Source organism: Rhizobium sp. NFR07 (genome assembly GCF_900111905.1).
Classification (GTDB): Bacteria; Pseudomonadota; Alphaproteobacteria; order Rhizobiales; family Rhizobiaceae; genus Neorhizobium.
Genome location: NZ_FOKM01000015.1, coordinates 147,569 through 168,703, shown reverse-complemented (window position 1 = coordinate 168,703; position 21,135 = coordinate 147,569). Strand labels below are relative to the sequence as shown.

18 protein-coding genes are annotated in these 21,135 nt (G+C 59.2%); 6 read left to right on the top strand and 12 right to left on the bottom strand.

Translation table 11 applies throughout. The features are described from left to right. Together BM216_RS26440 and BM216_RS26435 are read right to left on the bottom strand one after the other, a co-directional pair. Positions 1 to 158 (bottom strand): transposase (locus tag BM216_RS26440; protein WP_143102867.1); only part of this gene is annotated, 158 nt, incomplete at its 3' end. 129 nt (positions 159 to 287) lie between these two features. Further along, on the bottom strand, positions 288 to 1,280 hold the full coding sequence (locus BM216_RS26435) for a zinc-dependent alcohol dehydrogenase family protein (protein WP_093002238.1): 993 nt from the start codon (positions 1,278 to 1,280) through the stop codon (positions 288 to 290). A gap of 151 nt (positions 1,281 to 1,431) precedes the next feature. Here BM216_RS26435 and BM216_RS26430 point away from each other — a divergent pair, with 151 nt between their 5' ends. Continuing rightward, positions 1,432 to 2,358: a LysR family transcriptional regulator gene (locus BM216_RS26430; RefSeq protein ID WP_093002199.1), complete on the top strand. Its 927-nt coding sequence runs from the start codon at positions 1,432 to 1,434 to the stop codon at positions 2,356 to 2,358. Between the two features lie 295 nt (positions 2,359 to 2,653). Here the strand turns inward: BM216_RS26430 and BM216_RS26425 are convergent, their stop codons facing one another. From BM216_RS26425 to BM216_RS26415, 3 genes are all read right to left on the bottom strand, one after another. Continuing rightward, positions 2,654 to 3,841, bottom strand: coding sequence for an MFS transporter (locus tag BM216_RS26425; protein WP_177230922.1), 1,188 nt, complete (start codon positions 3,839 to 3,841; stop codon positions 2,654 to 2,656). A gap of 180 nt (positions 3,842 to 4,021) precedes the next feature. Then, entirely contained in the window at positions 4,022 to 4,786 is a 765-nt protein-coding gene (locus BM216_RS26420; protein WP_093002197.1) for a 3-oxoacyl-ACP reductase family protein, read from the bottom strand. A gap of 167 nt (positions 4,787 to 4,953) precedes the next feature. Next, complete coding sequence (locus tag BM216_RS26415; RefSeq protein ID WP_093002195.1) at positions 4,954 to 5,883, bottom strand: LysR family transcriptional regulator; 930 nt, start codon at positions 5,881 to 5,883, stop codon at positions 4,954 to 4,956. A gap of 191 nt (positions 5,884 to 6,074) precedes the next feature. On the opposite strand from BM216_RS26415, the gene BM216_RS26410 reads away from it, so the two are divergent. The 5 genes from BM216_RS26410 (at position 6,075) to BM216_RS26390 (ending at position 10,769) form a co-directional block, all read left to right on the top strand. Next, entirely contained in the window at positions 6,075 to 6,671 is a 597-nt protein-coding gene (locus BM216_RS26410) for an NADPH-dependent F420 reductase (protein ID WP_093002193.1), read from the top strand. 109 nt (positions 6,672 to 6,780) lie between these two features. Then, entirely contained in the window at positions 6,781 to 7,689 is a 909-nt protein-coding gene (locus BM216_RS26405; RefSeq protein WP_244530345.1) for a zinc-binding dehydrogenase, read from the top strand. Positions 7,690 to 7,785: 96 nt separating this feature from the next. Beyond that, positions 7,786 to 8,523, top strand: a complete 738-nt coding sequence (locus BM216_RS26400) for an SDR family NAD(P)-dependent oxidoreductase (protein WP_093002189.1) — start codon at positions 7,786 to 7,788, stop codon at positions 8,521 to 8,523. A 245-nt stretch (positions 8,524 to 8,768) separates the two neighbouring features. Then, the gene (locus BM216_RS26395) at positions 8,769 to 9,491 is read left to right on the top strand and encodes an alpha/beta fold hydrolase (protein WP_093002187.1); all 723 of its coding nucleotides are present in this window, start codon (positions 8,769 to 8,771) and stop codon (positions 9,489 to 9,491) included. 159 nt (positions 9,492 to 9,650) lie between these two features. Continuing rightward, positions 9,651 to 10,769: a Gfo/Idh/MocA family protein gene (locus BM216_RS26390; RefSeq protein ID WP_093002185.1), complete on the top strand. Its 1,119-nt coding sequence runs from the start codon at positions 9,651 to 9,653 to the stop codon at positions 10,767 to 10,769. Positions 10,770 to 11,013: 244 nt separating this feature from the next. On the opposite strand, the gene BM216_RS26385 is transcribed toward BM216_RS26390, so the two are convergent. From BM216_RS26385 to BM216_RS26355, 7 genes are all read right to left on the bottom strand, one after another. Next, on the bottom strand, positions 11,014 to 11,928 hold the full coding sequence (locus BM216_RS26385; protein WP_093002183.1) for an AraC family transcriptional regulator: 915 nt from the start codon (positions 11,926 to 11,928) through the stop codon (positions 11,014 to 11,016). Further along, positions 11,928 to 14,132: a xanthine dehydrogenase family protein molybdopterin-binding subunit gene (locus BM216_RS26380; protein WP_348272019.1), complete on the bottom strand. Its 2,205-nt coding sequence runs from the start codon at positions 14,130 to 14,132 to the stop codon at positions 11,928 to 11,930. Before BM216_RS26380 ends, BM216_RS26385 begins: the two co-directional genes overlap by 1 nt. After that, positions 14,125 to 15,147 carry an FAD binding domain-containing protein gene (locus BM216_RS26375; RefSeq protein ID WP_046801767.1) on the bottom strand — a complete coding sequence of 341 codons (1,023 nt, stop codon included), beginning with the start codon at positions 15,145 to 15,147 and terminating at the stop codon, positions 14,125 to 14,127. Before BM216_RS26375 ends, BM216_RS26380 begins: the two co-directional genes overlap by 8 nt. 4 nt (positions 15,148 to 15,151) lie before the next feature. Next, a complete protein-coding gene (locus BM216_RS26370; protein ID WP_244530344.1) occupies positions 15,152 to 15,775 on the bottom strand; it encodes a (2Fe-2S)-binding protein in 624 nt (207 codons plus the stop codon). A 387-nt stretch (positions 15,776 to 16,162) separates the two neighbouring features. Then, positions 16,163 to 18,109 carry a MacB family efflux pump subunit gene (locus BM216_RS26365; RefSeq protein WP_093002181.1) on the bottom strand — a complete coding sequence of 649 codons (1,947 nt, stop codon included), beginning with the start codon at positions 18,107 to 18,109 and terminating at the stop codon, positions 16,163 to 16,165. Positions 18,110 to 18,117: 8 nt separating this feature from the next. Then, complete coding sequence (locus BM216_RS26360) at positions 18,118 to 19,311, bottom strand: efflux RND transporter periplasmic adaptor subunit (protein WP_046801765.1); 1,194 nt, start codon at positions 19,309 to 19,311, stop codon at positions 18,118 to 18,120. A gap of 221 nt (positions 19,312 to 19,532) precedes the next feature. Continuing rightward, on the bottom strand, positions 19,533 to 20,897 hold the full coding sequence (locus BM216_RS26355; protein ID WP_046801764.1) for a sensor histidine kinase: 1,365 nt from the start codon (positions 20,895 to 20,897) through the stop codon (positions 19,533 to 19,535). Positions 20,898 to 21,135: the final 238 nt, after the last annotated feature.

The window sequence follows — 21,135 nt, the reverse complement described above, 5'->3', positions numbered from 1 at the left end:
AGATTGGCATTCACGCCCTGTTCCCGCGCAAGTCGAGAGACCGAAACGCCGGGTTCTAAACACGCTGCAACGAGCCGATCACGCGAAGCAGGATCATATCGACGGCGGCCGTCGCGACCAACAAGCCGTACCTTCAGTTTAGGAGCATCTTCATCCATGTTTTGGTGTCCACTTATTTTGGTGGACACCTCATGCCTGAGAGTACAGCGCTTCAGAAGGTGCGCAGAAATTCGCGCTTACGCACGAACTCTCTGATTTTGTCCTCATAGACGGGCAGCACGGCGATCTCATAAATCATGGTTGCACTTTGCTTCGGCCGACGGGCCAATGGCGATGGCGATCTTGCCCCGCAAACCGTTATTGGGTTTCTCAAGCAGCGCATGGGCAAGCGGAAGGTCGGCGAGCGAATAAACGGCGCCTACGTGCGGCCGCAGCTGACCGCGTTCCACCAGTGCGCTCAGCTCGTCAAGCTTGCCTTGGTTCTGCCTCGTGAAGACGAAGTGGTAGCTTGCGTTTTTACCCCATGCCTCTATGAGGTTCTGCGGCTGTGCAATATCCACGATCGATATAACGCGACCAAGTTGCGCAAGCACCTTGGGGCTGCGAGACAATGTGTCGCCGCCGAGGGTGTCAAACACCACGTCTACCCCGAGACCTTCGGTTTCCCGCATGATGGCGTCGACATAATCCTCTTTCCTGTAGTCAATAACGACATCTGCCCCGACACTTCGCGCAAACTCGAAGTTTTCTTCGCGCACGGTCGTGAAGACCTTCGCGCCGATGGCTTTCGCGACCTGGATGGCCACGTGCCCTACCCCTCCCGCGCCACCATGAATAAGGATGCTTTCTCCCACCCTGAGGGCAGCACGCGAGACAAGAGCTTCCCAGGCTGTTCCGCCGACCAGGCTGAGGCTGGCGGCTTCCAGATGGCTGAGCGCGCCGGGCTTCCTTCCAATGATATTTTCGTTTGCAACGTGGTACTCGGCGTAGCTTCCCGGACCATCGAATATCTGCGGCGTGTACCAAACTTCGTCTCCAACCGAGAACGTCGTCACGCCCGTTCCCACGGCTTCGACTACTCCGGAAACGTCATGACCGGTAATCGCCGGCAACGGCACCAGGTCGCGATAGTCGCCGCGCCGAACCTGATAATCCAAGGGGTTGACGGATGTGGCATGGACGCGAACCAGGACTTGTCCCGCCTGGGGACCTGGTTTCGGCACGTCGGAAAGTTCGAACGATTCCGGGCCACCGAAGCGAGTGAGGATGGCTGCTTTCATGGTTTTGGTCATGGTGATCCCTTTGATGGTGGCTTTGACTGGCTCGCCATACATGGCGCCGTCTTTGTGGGTGCTATTTGATCTCTCACGATTGCTTTCGGTAGCGCCTCGGTTTTAGGATGAGTTTCAACAAAAATTTGAAAGCCATCTCATGGACGTAGACGATTTGAGTCTCTTTGTGCGTATCGCCCAGCTGCACAGCATCAGTGCCGCAGCCCGCGACTTGGGTCTGACGCCTGCTGGCGCGAGCGCCAAACTCGCCGCTCTTGAGCGGAAACTCAGCGCCAGGCTTCTCCATCGCACCACGCGGCAAGCGACATTGACCGAGGACGGGCTCGCCTTCCTGCCACATGCGGAAAATGTTGTGCTCGCAGCGGAAGCTGCTCGAGCGGCGCTTGGTCGAGAGCAGGCTGCGCCTCGCGGCACCTTGCGAGTAGCCGCTCCCGCCTCGTTCGCGCGAATGCATATTGTGCCGGGTCTGGATGAATTCTGCAGGCAATATCCCGAACTGTCACTTGATTTGCGCATCTCGGACAGCATCGTCGATCTGGTCGAGGGTGCCTTCGATGTGGCGGTTCGTTATACCGAACTCAGCGACTCATCCTTTGTCGCGCGGCGGCTTGCTCCGGACAATCGGGTACTGGTCGCGTCGCCCAAATATCTCGAGAAACACGGCCAACCCAATACTCCCGACGACCTAGCGGAACATACCTGCCTCGTCGTCGGCACGCTCGACCTCTGGACGTTTCGAGGAAAAGGTTCGGAGGTGATCGAGCGGCGTGTCACGCCGAGCCTTCGCATCAATGACGGCATTGCAGTGCGGGACGCGGCTTCTGCCGGGCTTGGCATCGCTCTCATGGCAACGTGGTGCGCGTCGAACGAGCTGCGATCTGGCGCACTCGTTCCAGTCGTTTCAGAATATCCGCTAATCTCTACACAGACACTTTGGGCGTTGTATCCAAGTTCTCGCGAACTGGCACCGAAAGTGAGAGTGTTCATCGACTGGCTTGTCAATCGGTTCGGCAATCGACCCTACTGGGATAAAGGGCTAGAAGACATCCTCGATCACCGTCGATGATACGTGATTACTGTCCGGTTCCGGTGCGCGCGCGAACACGGGTTCTTAGCGGAGCAACGCGGTTGTTGCTTGAACGACGTGATGTCACGATCTGATGGATCATTGACGAATTAGAAAAACACCTTGGGATGTAAACAGTTCGGTCTAACGGAAGGCGAGGGAGTGAGATCGGAGCAGGATCGCAACGAAGTGCTGCAGGTGACTGAAGGCGAACCGGCTTCTCCATGCGCTCTCGCTTTCAAGAGCCTTCTATATTTAGCTGGCAATTGTCGACCCGTAGATCGACCCTCGTCAATCACTGCCTCTTGAACCCGAGGATGACCATCGCGCCAATAAGGGCCGCCGAGGCCGCGTAAAGTGTTACACCAGTAGAGCCGAAGCCGTCGATGATGAGGCCGCCAAGACCTGATCCTGTCGCAATCGCGACCTGGAAAATCGACGCCAGAAGTGCCCCGGCACTTTCGGCGTGATCAGGTGCCGCGCGGGCATTCCAGATCGAGATCGCAACGGGGAAACTGCCGAAAGCAAATCCCCACAGAGCCGTCGCCGTGAACGCAACACCCGCGACGGCGCCGAGAAGGGTGAGCGCAAATGCGGCACTCGCTATCAGGAATGCGGACAAGGCGACAGCCCAACCAGGATTGCGCTCGGCGATGAAGCCCCCTGCGAAATTGCCCAGGAAGCCGGCAAGGCCGAAAACCAGGAGAGCAAGTGAGACGGTTGAAATGTCGAGGCGCGTAACCTCTTCCAGAAATGGGCGGACGAACGTGAAACCGGCGAAGTGGCCTGATACGACGAGGAATGCCGTCCCAAAACCGATGGCTACCGAGCGGCGCGACAGCGCCGCTTTGAAGGAGCTCAGGCCGGGCGCGGCGGTGGGGGGGAGCTTGGGAAGGGTCAGTATCTGGGTCACAAGCGCAACCAAGCCAATGCCGGACCCGGCAATGAAGGCGGCGCGCCATCCCCACAGTCCTCCAAGGAAAGTGCCAAGCGGTGCAGCAAAGACTGTAGCGAGGGAGATACCCATGATGATGATCGAAATAGCCCGCGGCACCTTGTCGGCAGGGACCAAACGCAAAGCAAGCGCGGCCATCATGGCCCAAAAACTACCGAGAGCGAAGCCCAGAATCGCGCGAGCGGCCAGGAGTATTGTGATGCTGGGGGCGTAGGCCGAAAGGACGTTGGAGATGATGAGCATCGCCGTCAGGCCAAAAACAATCTTCTGGCGGTCCAGCTCGCCTGACACCAGAATGAGAAATGGCCCGGCGATCGCAGCAACCGCGGCTGTAGCTGTGATAGCCTGGCCAACCACACCCATCGAAACTCCCAGTTCGCCCGCTATCGGCGTCAGCAGACTGATCGGCAAAAATTCCGCGGTGACGAGACCAAATGCCCCAAACGCAAGCGATACTACGGCTAGCCACGAAGCAGGTGGCGCTGTAGGCAAATCATCGCGCTCATTTGAATATGCTGTCTCAGACAAAGGAATTTCTCCGGATTAAGGCCCAAAGGTGGTTGTTTTCGGGGCGCGCCGAACTGTGATCCCTGCAGCGTCACCTCGCGCCCGCTCCGTCATTGTCCATACTGAAAATCGGTAGATTGGTGAGGTGTTGGAACTGAAAAGGGTCGTTGGAGCGCGGTTTGCGCGTTACTCCGGGATATTTCAGGATGTGAAACCACCATCAGCCCGGATGTCGGCACCCGTTACAAATGAAGCCTCTGGACTTGCAAGGAATGCGACAACGCTCGCAATTTCCTGAGGCTTTCCATAGCGGCCCGCCGCGATGCGCGATATCTGCATAGCGGCAAACTCGCCATCGGCAGGATTCATATCAGTGTCGGTTGGGCCCGGATGTACTGTGTTGACTGTGATGCCGCGTGGCCCCAGGTCATGAGCCAAACTCCGGTTGAAACCGGCGACGGCCCCTTTTGTAAGGCCGTATGCTGACAGCCCAGGAACCCCGGCATATTTCGTGATCGAACTGCCAATATGTATGATCCGGCCGCCATCCTTCATATGACGCACGGCTTCCTGCGTGGCAACGAAAACGCCGGTTACATTGATTGCGAGCATTGCCTGATAGTCATCGAAAGCGATTTCGTCGATCGGACCGGCAAAGGCAATACCGGCATTGTTTACAAGAATGTCGAGGCCTCCAAACCTGTCGACAGTCTCTGCGACGGCGGCTCGTATTGCATCCGGATTAGCAGCATCGGCTGCAATAGCTAGGGCGCGTCCCCCCGCTTTCTCGATGGCGAGGGAGACTTCCTCAGCCTTCGCAGGTGATCCGCGGTAGGTGAAGGCGACCTGAGCGCCGTCGGCTGCCAAACGATGGACGATTGATGCCCCAATCGACCGTGAGCCACCGGTAACGAGTGCGATCCTGCCACTTAATGGCAAGTTTTGAGAGAAAGATTCTTTGGTCATGATTCACTCCGGCCAGTTCATGTATTTGGTGGAGTGATATTTGCGCAGTCCCTCTCTAGACCACTAGTGGAGAGTCGGTTGGATCACATTCAAGCGTCTGTTGAATATGGAGTAATTGATGCGGTTCCGGTGCCACCTTTTTTCGTGAGTGGCAAAGACGGTGAGCGTTACGTAAGACTTCCGGCAAGCCGAGCACTTAGGCGCTCGCGACGAAAATACTCTGTGTAGAAATCGATGAATGCGCGCGTCTTCAACGGTTGAAGCACGCGGCCCGAATAGTAAAGCGATATAGACCCGGCATCGGCATACCACTTCGGAAGGACACGTTCGAGCGCTCCACTTTCCATTTGCGGCAGCACGTCGGGTACCGCCAACAGTGCGATGCCTAACCCCGCGATCGCCGCCTGCGCCATGGCCGCCGCGTCGCTCATCACGATCGTCTCGTTGAGTAGCGCGCGCTCTTCGCGCCCTTGGGCGTCACGCATCATCCATTGCCGTATCCGGCCCGAATTCGAGGACCGCATCAAGATTCCTGCATGATCGGCCATATCAGCAGGGCTAATTGGCCGGCGACGTGCAGCAAAATAGGCGGGCGATGCGACCGCGATAACGTGAACCGGTGCGAGCGTCGTGGAAACGATGCCCGGATTGAGCTCAAAACCACCGCCGATAGCAGCGTCAAAGCCCTCGGCTATAAGGTCGACCTTGCGGCTGTCAAAATGCCAGTCAGGTCGGATGCCTGGATAACGAGCCAGAAAATCGGGCAATGCGGGGAGAACGTATCCCATCGCGAACGACAAACTCATGCTGAGCTTCAAAACCCCGACGGGCTCGCCCTTTGTTTGTGATGCCCCATCGATTGCTCCCTGAAGGTGGTTCAGGCTATCTCCTATGCTTACCAGAAAGGACTCCCCCGCCTCGGTCAGGGTGAGCTTCCGCGTTGAGCGGTGAAACAGCCGTATACCGAGGTTCCTTTCCAGCATTGCAACATTCCGGCTGACTGCGGCCGGTGTGATCGAGAGACGCCGTGCAGCCCCAGAAAAACTGCTCGCTTCTGCACTTCGAACGAAGGCTTCGAGGTTTGCCAGTGTCTCCATAAAACGTAACCTTCAAGCATTGATTGAAACTAAAACAATCCATCTATGACTTATGCTGCGTGTATTTGCCAGCCATATTCCAGTCAACAGCAAAAGCGGATTTCTGCAACGCCACCGGCATCAGGCCCAGGATGTAGCGGGAAAACCGACCGTCGCAGACAGAATTCTCACGAACCGTAAAGGAGTGGGTGATGACCATTGGAATTATCGGAGCCGGCAATATCGGGGGCGCATTTGCCACTGCGCTCGGCAAGGCAGGAATCGAAGCCGTGATCGCAAACAGCCGAGGACCGGAAAGCCTCACGACGCTTGTTTCGAAGCTAGGCAGCACGATCCGGGCTGGAAGCCTGCAAGAGGCCGCGGCGCAAGACATCGTTCTCGTGGCGGTCCCGTGGTCAAAGATACCTGGTGCGCTCGCCGGCTTGAACTTCGACGGCAGGATCGTAATCGATGCCAACAACTCTATCGAAGCGCCCCTTTACAGACCAGCGGACCTCGGCGGCCGGACCTCTACGGATATTTTTACCGCCCTTGTACCAGGCGCGCGCGTCGTCAAAGCGTTCAACCACTTGACGCCAAAGCAACTTTCGGGCGACCCCCGCTCTGAAGGAGGCAGGCGCGTCCTGTTTTACTCGGGCAACGATATGAGGGCGAAGGCCGAGGTCGCCGCCATCATTGATCGCCTCGGCTTCTTCGGGATCGATCTCGGCGGGCTCGCGGTCGGCAGCCAGCTGGTTCAGTTCCCCGGCGGCCCGCTGCCCGCTCTCAACCTCGTCAAGTTCGATTGAACATCGCTGCGCGCCTTCCTTCTGCAATCAGTACGCCGCGCATCTGAAATACGGAGACAAGATCATGACAAGAATCGTTCAAATGCAGTCGGCCGGCGGACCGTCGGTCTTGGAAGTCATCGAGAAAGACCTGCGCGCGCCCCGTGCCGGCGAGGTCAGACTCAATCAAGATGCGATCGGCCTCAACTTCGTCGATACGATGGTACGAAAAGGTCAGTATCCGATGGCATTGCCAGCGGTCCCCGGTTTTGAAGCGGCCGGGACGATCACCGAGGTCGGATCGGGCGTCGAGGGGCTGTCGGTCGGCGATCGGGTCGCTTACTTCTTTTCGGAAGGCGCGTATGCCACCGAGAGGATCATTCCGATCGGGTCGCTAATTCGCCTGCCCGCCGATATCTCGAACGAGATCGCGGCGACCTACCTGGCAAAGGGCGCGACGGCTTGGATGGGGATGCGTGGTCTCCACAATCTCAAATCCACCGACACAGTGCTGGTACTTGGGGCATCGGGAAGCGTGGGTGCTATCCTGTCTCGCTGGGCGAAGTCGCTGGGTGCTACAGTGATTGGTGTCGCCGGATCGCCGGATAAGCTCGACAAGGTCGCGGCCGGTGCTACTCATGCCTTCCACGCTGGCGAGCCAGATATCGCCGCCAAGATCCGTGCGATCGCACCAGACGGTGTCGACGTCGTTTATGATTTCGTCGGCCGGGCGACCTTCTCGTTGGGCGTGTCAAGTGTCCGAGATGGTGGTGTAATCGCCGCGATCGGAGCCGCGACGGGTCAGCCGGCGCCCGCCCCCGATCTTGTGCGGCGAGGCGTTGATGTCCGCAGTGGCGGCACCCCGCAATACGTCCGGGGACCGACAGTCGAGATCGCGACCTCTCAGCTCTGGGATGCGCTGCGCTCAGGCATTTTCAGTGATCTCGAAACCGTCCGCTATCCGTTCGACGAGATAGCCCGTGCGCATGACGACATGGACAACCGCCGCTTGAGCGGTCTGCCCGTCCTGATCGCGTAATCCAAAAAATAATTGTGCGGCAGCAGGCCGCACGGACGCCCGCCGCAAGGCGGCCGGGCGAACATTTCCCCTGTCGATAACGAAAGGAATAAATCGATGAGTGAACTAGCAGGTAAACGTGCGCTTGTGACTGGTGCGTCTCGCGGCATCGGAGCCGCGATCGCAATCGCACTGGCCGAAAAAGGCGCCGACGTAGCGATCACATACGAACGCGCCGCTGATCGGGCAGCGCAAGTTGTCGCAACGATCGAAGGCAAAGGGCGCAAGGCGTTGGCTATCCAGGCTGACAGCATGGACCCCAATGCGGTCAAGCGGTCGGTTGATGAGGCGGCGCAGGCGTTGGGCGGCCTCGACATATTGGTGAACAATGCCGCGATCGCGATCTACAAGGATGTGGCGGATTTCACGGTCGCCGAGATCGACGCCCTCTTCGCCGTCAACGCTCGCTCCCCGATCCTGGCATCGCAGGCCGCGATGCCGTATCTCGGCCAAGGCGGCCGGATCGTCACAATCGGTTCCGCAGGCGCAGAACGCATTGTCGGACCATCGACGGTTTATTCGATGACCAAATCGGCACTCCAATCATTTACCCGCGGTCTGGCGCGGGAACTTGGCCCCCGTGACATCACTGTCAACCTCATTCAGCCGGGATCAACCAACACGGAAATGAACCCCGCCGAGGGCGAGTTCGGAGATTTCCAGCGTGCTCTGATTCCGCTCGGCCGGTACGGCGAGCCGGAGGATGTCGCGGCTGCAGTGGCGTTCCTCGCATCTGGTGCAGCCCGGCAAATCACCGGAACCATCCTGACAGTGGATGGCGGCACGCTGACCTAAGACATGCCGACGGATCCATGGCTTGTAACGTAGGAGGTCTCAGAGTGGGGGCTAGCCCGGTATCATCAACTACTAGTTTTCCACTCTCACTCCACGAGGTGGCTTTGGAGCATTGGATCAAATGGGGTGGTCGGACGCATGTTGGGTAGGTTCCTGAAATAGCAACGTAAGGTTCCTCAAATGTCGGCTTCTGCGACACCCGGGTATCAGTATCATCCTGACATCGATCATTTGGAGATCCCGACATGCCTGCAGTACTCGTCCATGGCGTACCTGACACCCACCGACTCTGGAACACCGTCCGCTCTCATCTTCAACGCAAGGATATCGTTACGATCGATCTCCCCGGCTTTGGCAATCCGTTGCCGCGGGACTTCAGATCAACAAAGGAAGAGTATCTCGACTGGCTTATCCATCGGATCGCTGAGATCGGCGAGCCCGTAGATCTGGTCGGTCATGACTGGGGCTGCCTGCTGACAGGCCGTCTCACGTCGATCCGACCGGATCTGGTGCGGACCTGGACCGGCATCAGCGGGCCGATTGATCCGGAATATCCGTGGCACTATCTCGCCAAGATCTGGCAGACCCCAGGTGAGGGCGAGCAATGGATGAAAGATCTCGACCTCGAGGAATTTGCGGCGAAACTCGTCGAGGCGCAGATGCCAAAAGATGCGGCGGATGAATCGGTGCGGCATCTCGATGCCACTATGCGGGCAAGCATTCTCGCACTTTACCGTTCCGCAATCGAGGTCGGGGCGGAGTGGAAACCGGCTTTGAGTAGCATAACCGCGCCAGCGCTGGTGATCTGGGGCCTGGACGATCCGTTTCTGCCGCACCGCTTCGCTGACGAGCTCGGCAATGCCACACACGCACGCGCCGTCGTGAAGCTGCGCGCCTCGCATTGGCCGATGATAGAGCGCCCGGCCGATGTCGCGCGCGAACTCGAGGCCCATTGGACTCACGTTTAACTCCCTGCGCTTGCATCACGTGGACTCAAACCCAAGCAGCCGCAACGCGAACGGCAACGCTTGGTCACTCGCTAAGCACAGCATTTGTCCGAAAACGAAACCACGGTGAAGCAGCACGGCGAGCATAGCCCGGGCTGCACCAGACAGGAGCACGCCTACATGACGAACTCAGCAAACACCCGGATTGGCGTCGGCATCATCGGCGCCAGTGCCGATCGAGGCTGGGGCGGAATTGCCCACGTCCCCGCGCTGCAGGCGCTCAATGCATTCCAGATCCGCGCCGTCAGCACGACCCGTATGGAAAGTGCGAACGCGACCGCAAGCCGACTGGGCGCCGATCTTGCCTTTGACACACATCAGGCGCTGGTCCTGCGGCCGGAGGTCGACTTGGTGGTGGTTGCGGTCAAGGTGCCAGATCACAAGCAGATCGTTTCCGACGCGCTCGCCGCGGGCAAGATGGTCTACTGCGAATGGCCGCTCGCGCGAAACCTATCGGAAGCCGAAGCGCTGGAGGGGATTGCCCGCGAACGGCGGCTGCGCACGGTCATTGGGTTGCAGGGGGGGCTGCACCCGCCGATCCGCTATCTCCGCGACCTCGTCCGGCAGGGCGTGATCGGCATGCCGCTCAGCACGAGCGTTCGGGCGCATCTGAACGACGAAATGTGGGTTGGCAGATATGACCGGCCGTTCGAATACATGGCTCGTGCGGAGAATGGCGCTACGCTTCAAAGCATCATGCTCGGCCACGCGCTACAACCGCTTGCGCACGTACTCGGCGCATTTGAGAGCGTTTCCGCCGTCGTGGCCAACCAGCGCGGCGACGGCGTCCGCCTGTCGGATGGTACGTCCCTCCTGAAGAACGCGCCGGACGAGATCATCGTCGCGGGTGTTCTCGAAGGCGGGATCGTCACTTCGCTGCACTATAGTGCCGGGCAGTCCGCCGGATTGGTGTGGGAAATTCAGGGAACGGAAGGCAGTCTGCACGTGGAGACGGCGTCGGGCTACATCCACTTCGGCGATGTGACCATCACGTTGCGCCGCGGTAGTGAGCCTGTCCAGCAGCTACAGGTCCCAACAGCATATACGGCTCCCGAATTGCAACTCGCAGCGCCCGCGGCAGGCGTCGCCCGCCTCTACGCCCAGCTCGCCGCCGACCTCCGCGACGGAACCTCAGATGCCCCGGACTTCGCGGTCGCGGTCGATCGTCATCGCGTGCTCGAGGCGATCACACAGGCCGCTGAAACTGGTCATCGCCAGCGTCTATCCTATCCCGCCTAGTTAACATCAATCTCTGAAACCTCTGGAGGGCCCCCGACCGTGGCCCTCAACCGCCAGCGGAGCCACCATGGCGTCTATCGAGGCCAGACTTAAGGCGAAGAGGAAAAAACCAATCCGCCCGAAGCGGATTGTCGATCGCATGCGCATTGGCCAATCTCCTCTAAAGTTTGCATTAGACAACGAGCCACACTTCATCCGGCGGAGACTGAACTTCGGGGACTAGCGTGACTACTTCACCACACTCCTACTGCTGAGTAGATCGGCGTGCCTCGGGCTTTAGCGTTGCTCTGAGGTTTGCGGCATCGTCGCTTGGCGTCAGATTGAACAAGCGACGATAGTCACGATTGAATTGAGAGATGCTCTCGTAGCCGACGTCATAGGCGACAGCGGAGATCGTATTAGCACCGGATAGAACTCGTCGAGCTTCCTGCAGCCGTACGCGCTTCTGGAACTGAACCGGCGACAGTGATGTCACCGCCTTGAAGTGTCGATGAAAGCTCGGAATGCTCATGTTCGCCTGCGCCGCAAGATCGGCAATGCTGAGTGTATCGGCAATGTTTTCCCGGATCCAGGCTGTGGTTCTGCCGATGCGAGCTGCGTGTCCATTGGCGAATGCGAGCTGGCTCAGAAGAGGGCCGTGCTCGGTGTGAAGTAAACGCCAGACGATTTCGCGCTGGATCAATGGCGCCATGACCGGAATGTCACGCGGCCGCTCAATGAGTGATACCAGCCGAATGAGCGGATCGATAAGGTCCGGGTCCAGGGTGTACTTGCCCGCGACTTGGTTTTCGGGTGGCTTCGCCCGATGACCGGATTGCTCGCGAACGAGATCGGCAACAACCGCCGGATCGATCTCCAGATGGATGGCGAGATACGGAGATGAGGGATGCGCTTTGGTGACCTGCGACGTCACCGGAACGTCCGCAGCACACAGCAGCGATTCTCCCGCTGCATAGTGAAAGGGCGTTTCGCCGACCATCATCTCCTTGACCCCACGCCCCACCAGCCCGAATGACGGTTGATAGATCGAATGGCCCACCTCGGAGGGCGAGTCCGTGCGGCCGACCTTCAGGCCCGGGATAGGCGTGACGTAATCGTAGCGCGCGTGGTGCTCGATCACCGCGAGCAGGTCTGAGAATGTAGGCTGCGACACGGCCATCAAGCTTCCTCCAAAACATGCTCGATACGCAGCGGCAGATCGCGCAGCCGCTTTCCGGTCGCATGATAGACCGCGTTTGCGATCGCCGCAGCCATCCCAACCGTCCCGACCTCGCCCACCCCCTTGACGCCCGCAGCGTTGACCAAGTTGTCCTCCTCCGGAACCATGATAGCCTGGACATCGGCTATGTCGGCGTTCACGGGTAGAAGGTAATCGGCGAGATTTGCGTTAATGTAACTGGCGTTGCGAGGGTCGATTTCGGTCTGTTCGTGAAGTGCAGAGCTTATACCCCAGATCATGCCACCAACCAGCTGTCCATGGGCGGTGCGCGGGTTGATGATGCGTCCAGCGGCAAAGGCCCCGACCGCTCGCGACACACGCAGCTCGCGAGTTCGTGCATGGATCCGCACTTCCGCGAATTGCGCGCCGAACGTCAGCTGGGCACGGTCGGGCAAATGGACCCCACCGCTCATCGCAACCCGGCCTCGATACATACCCTGAACGCTTTCAGGCGGCAGCCCATGGGCACGCGTCTCGGCAAATTCTTCGATCGTGCCAAGTCCGGATTTCTGCATCGCTGCAACCGCGTTCCCGTTGCCAGCGCCATCAAGTCCCAGACGCCGCCGGATCGCGTCGCAAGCTGCCATGATGGCAGTGGCAACGCTGGCAGTACCTGCCGAACCGCCCGCAACGATCGCAGGCGGAAGATCGGTGTCTCCAAGCGAGACGGTAACCTGTTCGATCGGCACGCCCAGTTGCTCGGCTGCGACCTGCGCCATCATCGTGTACATGCCCTGTCCAAGTTCATGACCGGCACTGGAAACGTGAACACGGCCATCGGAACTCAGCCGCACGCGCGCCGCAGAATTGCCGACCTGCGTCGGATAGAATGCCGCCGCACAACCCCAGCCGACTAGCCAGTCGCCATCGCGCATCGATCCTGGCGCGGCCGTTCTCTTCTCCCAACCGAATGCGGTTCCTGCGGCATCGAAACATTGCATCAACGATCTGCTTGTATAAGGCAGGCCGGCAATCGGTTCGACCTGAGTGTCATTCACCCGCCTCAGTTCGATGGGATCCAAATCAAGGGCATAGGCTAGCTCGTCGAGAGCGCTCTCGAAAGCGAACCCGTAGGGGACTTCGCCCGGACCGCGCATAAAGCCCGGCGTGGAGCGATCCGTCTTTGCGACGTTGACCCGGCCTTCGATGTTGGGGCAGGCGTAAAGCCTCAGCGTAATAGCATTGCCTCCGAGCGCCAACGTATCCGCGCGCGACGTGATCTCCCAGCCTTCATGCCTTGTGGCGATCAGCCGGCCGGTCGGATCGGCAGCCAACTGTACGTGATGCCGGGTTTCAGCCCGGTATGCTGAAAGAAAGAACCCCTGTTCGCGTGTTGCTACGAGCTTAACGGGTCTGCCTAGCCGCCGGGCGGCGATTGCGACAAGCGCCGTACGCTGCGTCAGAAACCCCTTTGCTCCGAACGCACCGCCGACATAGCGGTTGATGATTCGAATTCGCTCGGCATCTATGCCTAGCTGTTCCGCCAGCCCGTACTTGATGTTGTTGAGATATTGCCCCGGCTCATAGACCGTCAGATGATCTCCGTCCCAGACGCATTGGGTTGCAAACAGCTCCATGGCATTATGGTGCTGCACCGGTGTCGAGTAACGGGCATCGATCTTGACCGGAGCGCCTGCAAATGCCGCAGAGAAATCGCCGACGGCCATGTTCATCGGCTCCAATGCCTCCATCTCGGCCGCTGCTGAATCGAAGCTGGATGCCGGTTCGAGGATATCGTAGGATATATCGATCTTGCCCGCTGCTTCACGTGCTATCTCGAAACTCTCCGCCACAACCATCGCAACCGGTTGGCCCCAGTAGGCAATCTCCGCGGAACCGAGCGGACGAACCGAATCCGCCACATATCCACCCGAGTAAAGAGCCTGTGTCTGCTTGATTTCGTCTCCGACAGTCTGGTGGGTTAATATGTCTATGACACCGGGGATCATGCTTGCTTTGATCAGATCGAGCGATCTGATAACGCCGCGGCCGATTTTGCTGGTCAATAGGTAGGCATGAGCTGTTTTCGCCAGTTTCACGTCGCTGGCATAGGTGGCGGATCCGTTAACTTTCTCGATAGCCTCGTAACGGCGATAAGGCTGTCCCATGGTACCGGTCGCCTTCGGGAACAAAGTATCAGCCACGACGCACCTCCAATGCTGCCGTTTCAAGTAATGCCCGCACGATCGCAGCCTGCCCGACTTTCGTCTTGAAAGCGTTGTGTGAATGCGCGACGGCACCTGCGAAGGCTGCTCTCGCAGCTTCTGTCGCGGATGTTTCGTTCAACTCCTTTCCTTGCAGTCGCTGTTCTGCATCAAACGCGCGCCAGGGTACGGTTGCCAGCCCGCCCAGCGCGATCCGGACATCATTGACAATGTCACCCTCCAGATCCAACGCGACGGCCACCGAGGCGACAGAAAACTCGTACGACTGGCGATCGCGCACCTTTACGTAGCGCGAGCGGCGGGTCCAGGGACCTGCGGGCACCAGTATTTCCGTGATGATCTCGCCCTTGCGCAGATTTGTCTCAAGGTGTGGTGTGCGGCCGGGCAAAAGATGGAGCGAGGCGAAAGGTATGCTCCTGGCACCGTCGGGACCGACAAGCGCTACTACTGCATCCAGCGCCATGAGAGCCTGGCCGAAATCGCCATGATAAGTTGCGATGCAATGCTCGCTTGAACCCAGGACCGCATGCTGGCGATTGGCGCCGCCGATCGCCGCGCATCCGCTGCCTGGCGACCGCTTGTTGCAGGCCGTCCATGATGGGTCACGAAAATAGGCGCAGCGTGTCCGCTGTAGTACGTTCCCGCCCAGGGTCGCCATGTTGCGCAGTTGCGCGCTCGCTGCGAGCGCCAGACTTTGCGCGATGACAGGGAAGTGGTTGACCACATCGGGGTGATCTGCCGCGGTTGCCATCTTGGCGAAGGCACCGAGGCGCAGCACCGAGCCGTCGAACCGGATTGATGAGAATTCGCGGGCGGACGGATTTAGGTCCACGACGCGACTTGGTTGCATGACATTCAGCTTCATCAAGTCGACCAGCGTCGTGCCGCCGGCTAGGAAGGCCGATGTCACATCCGGAGTTCGGTTCTGGTCTCTTGCGCTCGCAACGATTGCCTCGGCAAGCGAGGGCGGTCGGGAATAGTGAAATGGCTGCATCTCGTCAGTCTCCCATCTGCTCGCTCGCCTGTGAAACCGCGGCAACGATGTTGGGATAGGCCGCGCATCGACAGATGTTGCCGCTCATATATTCGCGGATTTCGTCGGGGCTGCCGGCATGACCTTCATGAACGCAACTGACTGCCGACAGGATCTGGCCGGGCGTACAGTAACCACACTGGAAAGCATCATGGTCGATGAATGCCTGTTTCATCGGATGCAGGTCTGCGCCCGCGCCGTCCAATCCCTCGATTGTCACGATGTTGCGCCCTTCAGCGGTTACCGCCAACGTCAAACAGGATAGCTGTCGACGTCCGTCTATCAGGACGGTGCACGCACCGCATTGTCCATGGTCGCATCCTTTTTTTGCGCCCGTCAGGCCGATCTCCTCACGCAAAGCGTCGAGCAGCGTAACTCGGGTATCGACGTTCAGCCGATAGGTACGCTCGTTGATTTCCAACTCGATGCCAACCGGGTTTCGAACATCATTAGCCAAGGAAGTTTCAGCGGCGCCGGCCGACCCACCTCGCGCGATCAAAGGGGCGGCACCGGTCAAAGCCGAGCCAATCAGGAACCGCCTTCGGCCAGTGGCTGGCAGTGCAGTTTTCTCTCGCATATCACCACTCATCGCGGTCTCCTCGTGTGGCAGTGGTCGGCTTTTGAGGCAACTTCGACGTGAGAGGCTCACGCGAGAGCATTATCCCGTTTTAAACCAGACCTCATTCCACCCGACGTTAAGGATGGCGGCTATGCAATTTCTCTCAACATTCCGCACGATTTAATCAAAGACACTTGCGCGAGTGCCTCGCTGGCGACGGCATCAAACGTCGATGCTCGGGATTCCATCCTGGCCACCACATCGGTATCAAAGCCTCGCGCTGCTGTATCGGCTACTGAAGCGCTCACTGCCGGATTGCACGCTTAGAGTTGATCTGCCGTCCAGTCTGCCCTTTGCGATCATATCGATGTTGGACACGGATATCATTGCACCTAGTGAGCAGACGTTTGCGAGTCATCAGTCACGCGCCAAGGCTTCAATCGGGTCAAGTTTCGCCGCGTTGCGGGCGGGAAGGAAGCCGAAGACAATTCCGATCAGGGTGGAGCAGGCAAAGGCCACAATGATAGAGCCCAAAGAGAAGATCATTTTGAAGTCGGGGCTCAGCAAATTAAAAAGAGCGCTGATCCCGAGGGCGAGCATCACTCCCATAAAGCCGCCGACAAGGCAGACCATTATGGCCTCGATCAGGAACTGGGAAAGGATATCGCTGCGGCGAGCGCCAACGGCCACCCGAACCCCGATCTCCTTTGTGCGTTCAGTCACGGACACCAGCATTATATTCATCACGCCAATACCGCCGACAACCAGCGAGATCACGGCGACCGACGAAATCAGCAACGTCAGGGTCTGCGTGGTGGCCTCAATCGTCTCGCGAATGGTCGCTGAGTTGGTAAGGAAGAAGTCTTTTGCGCCATGCCGACGCTCGATGAGGCGCGAAACCGCAGCCTCGACATTGCCTGGATCGACATCGTCTCTGATACGGACCGTTATGCCGTCAACGTTCGGACGACCCAGCATGCGGCCCATGACGGTTGTGTAAGGCGCATAAACGGTCAATGTATCAACCGCCGGGCCGAAGGAGTTTTCCCGTTTCGTTACACCTACAACCCTCGCGGGCATTGTTCCCAGAAGGATGACCTGTCCCACCGGGTTTACCCGGTCTGGAAACAGGTCTCGCGCGGCGTTAGCATCGATCACCACTTTCTGGCTGTAAGCGGTGACGTCCTGGGCGTTGAATAGTTGTCCATTCGCCAGCTCAAGGCCCCGCACACGAAAGAAGTCCGCGCCGACTCCGGTAACTGTCGCGGTGACGGCCACGGCAGCGCGCTTAACCGTTACGGTCGTTGCGACGGTTGGCGTCACGCTGTCGACATAGGGCTGGTTCATCAGTGCTTCGGCGTCAGCAGGAACGAGTGTCCGGATCTTGCCCGCCTCCAGATCGCCAATGCCTTTCCCGGCCCGCACCTCGATCGTGTTGGTGCCGAGCGAGCTGATACTGTTCAGGATTTGCCGCTGCGAGCCGGCGCCCAGCGCCGAGATAGCCGCTACCGAGGCGATACCGATGATGATGCCGAGCATGGTCAGAAGCGAGCGCATTTTGTGCGCCCATATTGCCGCACCCGCCATACGAAAAGCCTCAGTCATCCGGTCAATTGCACCACGCCAGCCAGCGCCCGGGGCGTGCTCGCGGACGGGACGGGCCGTCGTGGACCTGGATACATTTCGCTCGTCGGAAATAATAACGCCGTCGCTGATCTCTACAACCCGATCCGCGTGTTCGGCGATCTTCTTGTCGTGCGTGACGAGGATGATGGTGTGCCCTTCGGCGTGAAGCTCGCGCAGGATCTTCATGACTTCTGCGCCACTATTTGTATCCAGTGCTCCGGTCGGTTCGTCGGCTAGAATTATCTCGCCGCCATTCATCAAGGCGCGGGCGATCGACACCCGCTGCTGCTGGCCGCCCGAAAGCTTGCCCGGGATATTGCCCGTCCGCTCGGCCAAGCCCAATCGCGTCAACAGGGAGATGGCTCGCTTGTGCCGGTCGGACCGGCTGCGTCCGGCATAGATGGCTGGCACCTCGACGTTGCTGGCCGCGCTGAGATCGCCAAGCAGATGATAACGCTGAAAGATGAAACCAAAACGCTCACGGCGTAGCGCGGCGAGTTCGTCCACGGACATCTTCGAGGTCTCGCGTCCTTCGATCCAGTAGCTGCCGTCCGTCGGACGATCGAGGCAGCCAAGGATGTTCATCAGCGTCGACTTGCCGGAGCCTGAAGCACCAATGATCGCCATCATCTCGCCGGCCTCGATGTCGAGGTCGACGTCTTTCAGCACCCGCACCATCTCGTCGCCTGCGGGGAAAGCGCGAGATACCCCGCGGACGCGCATCAGTGGTTCTTTCATAGCGCGCCCTATCGCTTCGTCGCGGCCAATTGAGCCTGGCCATCCGCGCGTTCGTCCGTGGATGCTCCCAGGACGATGGTCTCGCCCGCCTGAAGACCGCCAAGGATCTGGATGTCCGCGCCGTTGTCGATACCGACCTGTACCTGCCGGATCTGGACCTCGCCCATTGCGTCCAGTATCCGCACACGCGCCGTATCACCGGCCCGGGGTGCCCCTTCCACTGCGCTGAGTGGAACCAGCACGGCGCCGCTGACGTGGCTCAAGACGATGGACACCTGCGCCGTCATCGAAGGCCTCAGGACCCCGTCCGTGTTCGGCACGTCGATCAGCCCGGTGTAATAAACAGCCCCGTTGGTTGAGCCAACTCCGCTCGCGGCGGCGTTGCCATCGTTGGCGATGGAGGCTGGGGCCGGTTCGACCTGCCGCAACTCTCCATCGAAACGGCGCTTCGGATCACCAAGAATGCTGAACCAGACCGGCAAGCCACGGCTTACACGCACGACGTCAGCCTCGGAGATGTCCGCGCGCACCGTCATTGTGTCCAATCGTGCGATCATGACTATGGTCGGCGCGGTCTGCAGAGCATTCACGGTTTGGCCTTCGTCAGTGACGATCGCCACCACGGTGCCGGCAATTGGGGCGGTGATACGGGTATAGCCCAGCTCTACACCTGCGGATTCGAGCGCGACTTGCGCCTGGGTGATCTGAGCCTCCAGTGCCTGGACCTCCGCACGCGCATTGTCTCGCGTGGCGACCGCGGCGTCATACTGGGCGCGCGGCGTCGAGCCGCCAGCCAGCAGGTCACGCTCGCGTTCGAAATCCTTCTCGGCTTTCACCAGACCGGCCCTACGCGCGGCGTGAACGGCGCGGATGTTGGCCAAAGCCGCTTCCCGGTCCCTCAAGGTGTTGCGCCGTGTCTGGGAATCGATTTCGGCCACCAACTGGCCAGCCTCGACGATATCACCGATCTTGACAGCCAGATGCTCAATGCGTCCCGAGGCCTGGGCGCCCACGCGCACTAGCTCGAGCGGTTCGAGAACCCCTGTCGCCAACACGACCTCTTCAATGTCACCCGTTCGCGCCTGCGCCGTCACCAGTTCAGGTTTCGCTGGTGGACGCAGAAACACGAGCCAGACAACCAACAGCCCGACAAGGGTCACTGCCGCCAGGATCATACGCTTGCGGGTAATGTGTCGTGTCATCAAGTCTTGGTCCGCGCTATTCAAATCTGCGGGCTTTCTCTGTCACGAGAGTTACCGCAAAATTACGTGGAGCTGTCGTCGCGCCTCTCCCGTCAGGCACGCGCTAGAAAATCAACCGACCGACAAGAGTGCTTGCAGTGTGGATGACGCGCCAGAGATTGCCCGTCAGACGTCGGGCACTCGCGGCCGTGCCCAGCCAACATCGACGGATGAAGACGACTCTACCGCTGCTGAAGAACGCGCCTCTCGCGCCAGCGCACTACAAAGGTGCTGCCCTTACCTGGCGCGGAAGAAAGCTCGACGTAGCCGCCATGGCGGGTCACGATCTCGTTGACCATGCTGAGCCCCAGTCCTGCACCTGAGCCGTGAGGGTTGACGCGGAAGAAAGGCTCAAATATGCGCGAATGCTTATCGCTCGCAATTCCACAACCCTGATCGGCGACAGTCACGCTGCCGTCAGCCTCAATACCGACCGATATCTGTCCTCTTCCACCTCCGTACTGGACTGCGTTCCGTACCAGATTGACGAACGCCCGCTCCAGAGCTTCGGCATCGCCAGGGACAAACACATCTTCCGCGTCGCTGTCGAACGAAATTTCGTAGCCTTCGGAGATCGCCAGGGGAGCGAGGTCGGCAACCACCTTGGACACAACGCTGTTGAGATGGACAGGTGCATTCTGCTGGGGCTTCTGCCGGTATTTCTCGGTGTCCAGAAGCTGGTTCGCGATCGCTGTTAGTCGCTTGATGGCCGTCTGCAGGTGTGTTTTGTCCTCACTTGGTGAAAGCGTATCGATTCTCACCTGCAGGACGGCGATCGGCGTTCGAAGTTCATGGGCCGCGTTGACAAAGAAGCGCTCCGTCGCCTCAAAGCCACTATCAAGACGGCGCAACGCCCTGTTGATGTCGCGCACCAGGCGAAGCACCTCATTGGGCAAGCCACGCTCTTCCACCAGGGCGCCGCGTGTGTCGAGATCAATCCTGTCAAGACGCGCCGTAAGATCGCCAAAGGACCGCAAAGCCCAGCGCGTGACAAACGGGACGCCAATCAGGGAAATGGCGACGAGGATCAGCGCCGGCACGCCGACCGCAAGGTTTCCCAACAGTACGGTCACACCATATTGCGACATCGAAACGCCGCCGGCAAAAATTGTCGCCTCCCCTGCCTGGGTATCAAAGCGCTGCATCCGAGCTACACTCAACGGGTCATTCAGATCACCGTGGAGTTCGACACTCGTGAACGTCCGCAAGAATGGCATGTTGTCGGCAATTTTCTCAGGCGGCGCGCCGTGCGCCAAAACAATATCTTTGCCCAGGTCTGCCACAAACCACAGGTCAGGAGCGTCCTCTATAAACTCCTGCAGTCTGGCCGTCGGCGCCAGATGGGTCCGGCCATTCGGCTCAAGACGGACCGAGTCTGCGATTTCCTGAGACAGCCAGATGGATGTGATAGCGACATCGGGCTTGAGGCCGGAAAGGAGATAAAAAACCAGGCCCAGCGAGGTGATAACCGCGCAGAGCTGCAGGACAATAAAACCAAAAGTGAAACGCCAGCGAAGGGATGATCCGGCCGCTTTATTTGTGCTCATGATGACAGCAGTCTATTCCACGAATTTTGATAACAATCTCGGCCTCCGCTTCGCCAAGCTTTCGGCGCAGGCGGGACATTCTGAGTTAAAGTGAGTTCGATTGGATTTCGTCGTCAACGGAATAGATCTGATCCTCAAGGGATGAGCGCAACACGGTAAGACCACGGTTTCGCAAAACGTTTCCATAGAGCGCAGCTCCCCATAGTTGAGCGCACGCCTAATAAAACTGACATGGATA

Coding starts and splice junctions, on each gene's coding strand:
- BM216_RS26410 (WP_093002193.1), top strand. CDS start 6,075: ATGACCATTGGAATTATCGGAGCCGGCAATATCGGGGGCGCATTTGCC.
- BM216_RS26430 (WP_093002199.1), top strand. CDS start 1,432: ATGGACGTAGACGATTTGAGTCTCTTTGTGCGTATCGCCCAGCTGCAC.
- BM216_RS26400 (WP_093002189.1), top strand. CDS start 7,786: ATGAGTGAACTAGCAGGTAAACGTGCGCTTGTGACTGGTGCGTCTCGC.
- BM216_RS26355 (WP_046801764.1), bottom strand. CDS start 20,897: ATGAGCACAAATAAAGCGGCCGGATCATCCCTTCGCTGGCGTTTCACT.
- BM216_RS26370 (WP_244530344.1), bottom strand. CDS start 15,775: ATGAGTGGTGATATGCGAGAGAAAACTGCACTGCCAGCCACTGGCCGA.
- BM216_RS26385 (WP_093002183.1), bottom strand. CDS start 11,928: ATGGCCGTGTCGCAGCCTACATTCTCAGACCTGCTCGCGGTGATCGAG.
- BM216_RS26415 (WP_093002195.1), bottom strand. CDS start 5,883: ATGGAGACACTGGCAAACCTCGAAGCCTTCGTTCGAAGTGCAGAAGCG.
- BM216_RS26360 (WP_046801765.1), bottom strand. CDS start 19,311: ATGACACGACACATTACCCGCAAGCGTATGATCCTGGCGGCAGTGACC.
- BM216_RS26390 (WP_093002185.1), top strand. CDS start 9,651: ATGACGAACTCAGCAAACACCCGGATTGGCGTCGGCATCATCGGCGCC.
- BM216_RS26395 (WP_093002187.1), top strand. CDS start 8,769: ATGCCTGCAGTACTCGTCCATGGCGTACCTGACACCCACCGACTCTGG.
- BM216_RS26420 (WP_093002197.1), bottom strand. CDS start 4,786: ATGACCAAAGAATCTTTCTCTCAAAACTTGCCATTAAGTGGCAGGATC.
- BM216_RS26375 (WP_046801767.1), bottom strand. CDS start 15,147: ATGCAGCCATTTCACTATTCCCGACCGCCCTCGCTTGCCGAGGCAATC.
- BM216_RS26365 (WP_093002181.1), bottom strand. CDS start 18,109: ATGAAAGAACCACTGATGCGCGTCCGCGGGGTATCTCGCGCTTTCCCC.
- BM216_RS26435 (WP_093002238.1), bottom strand. CDS start 1,280: ATGAAAGCAGCCATCCTCACTCGCTTCGGTGGCCCGGAATCGTTCGAA.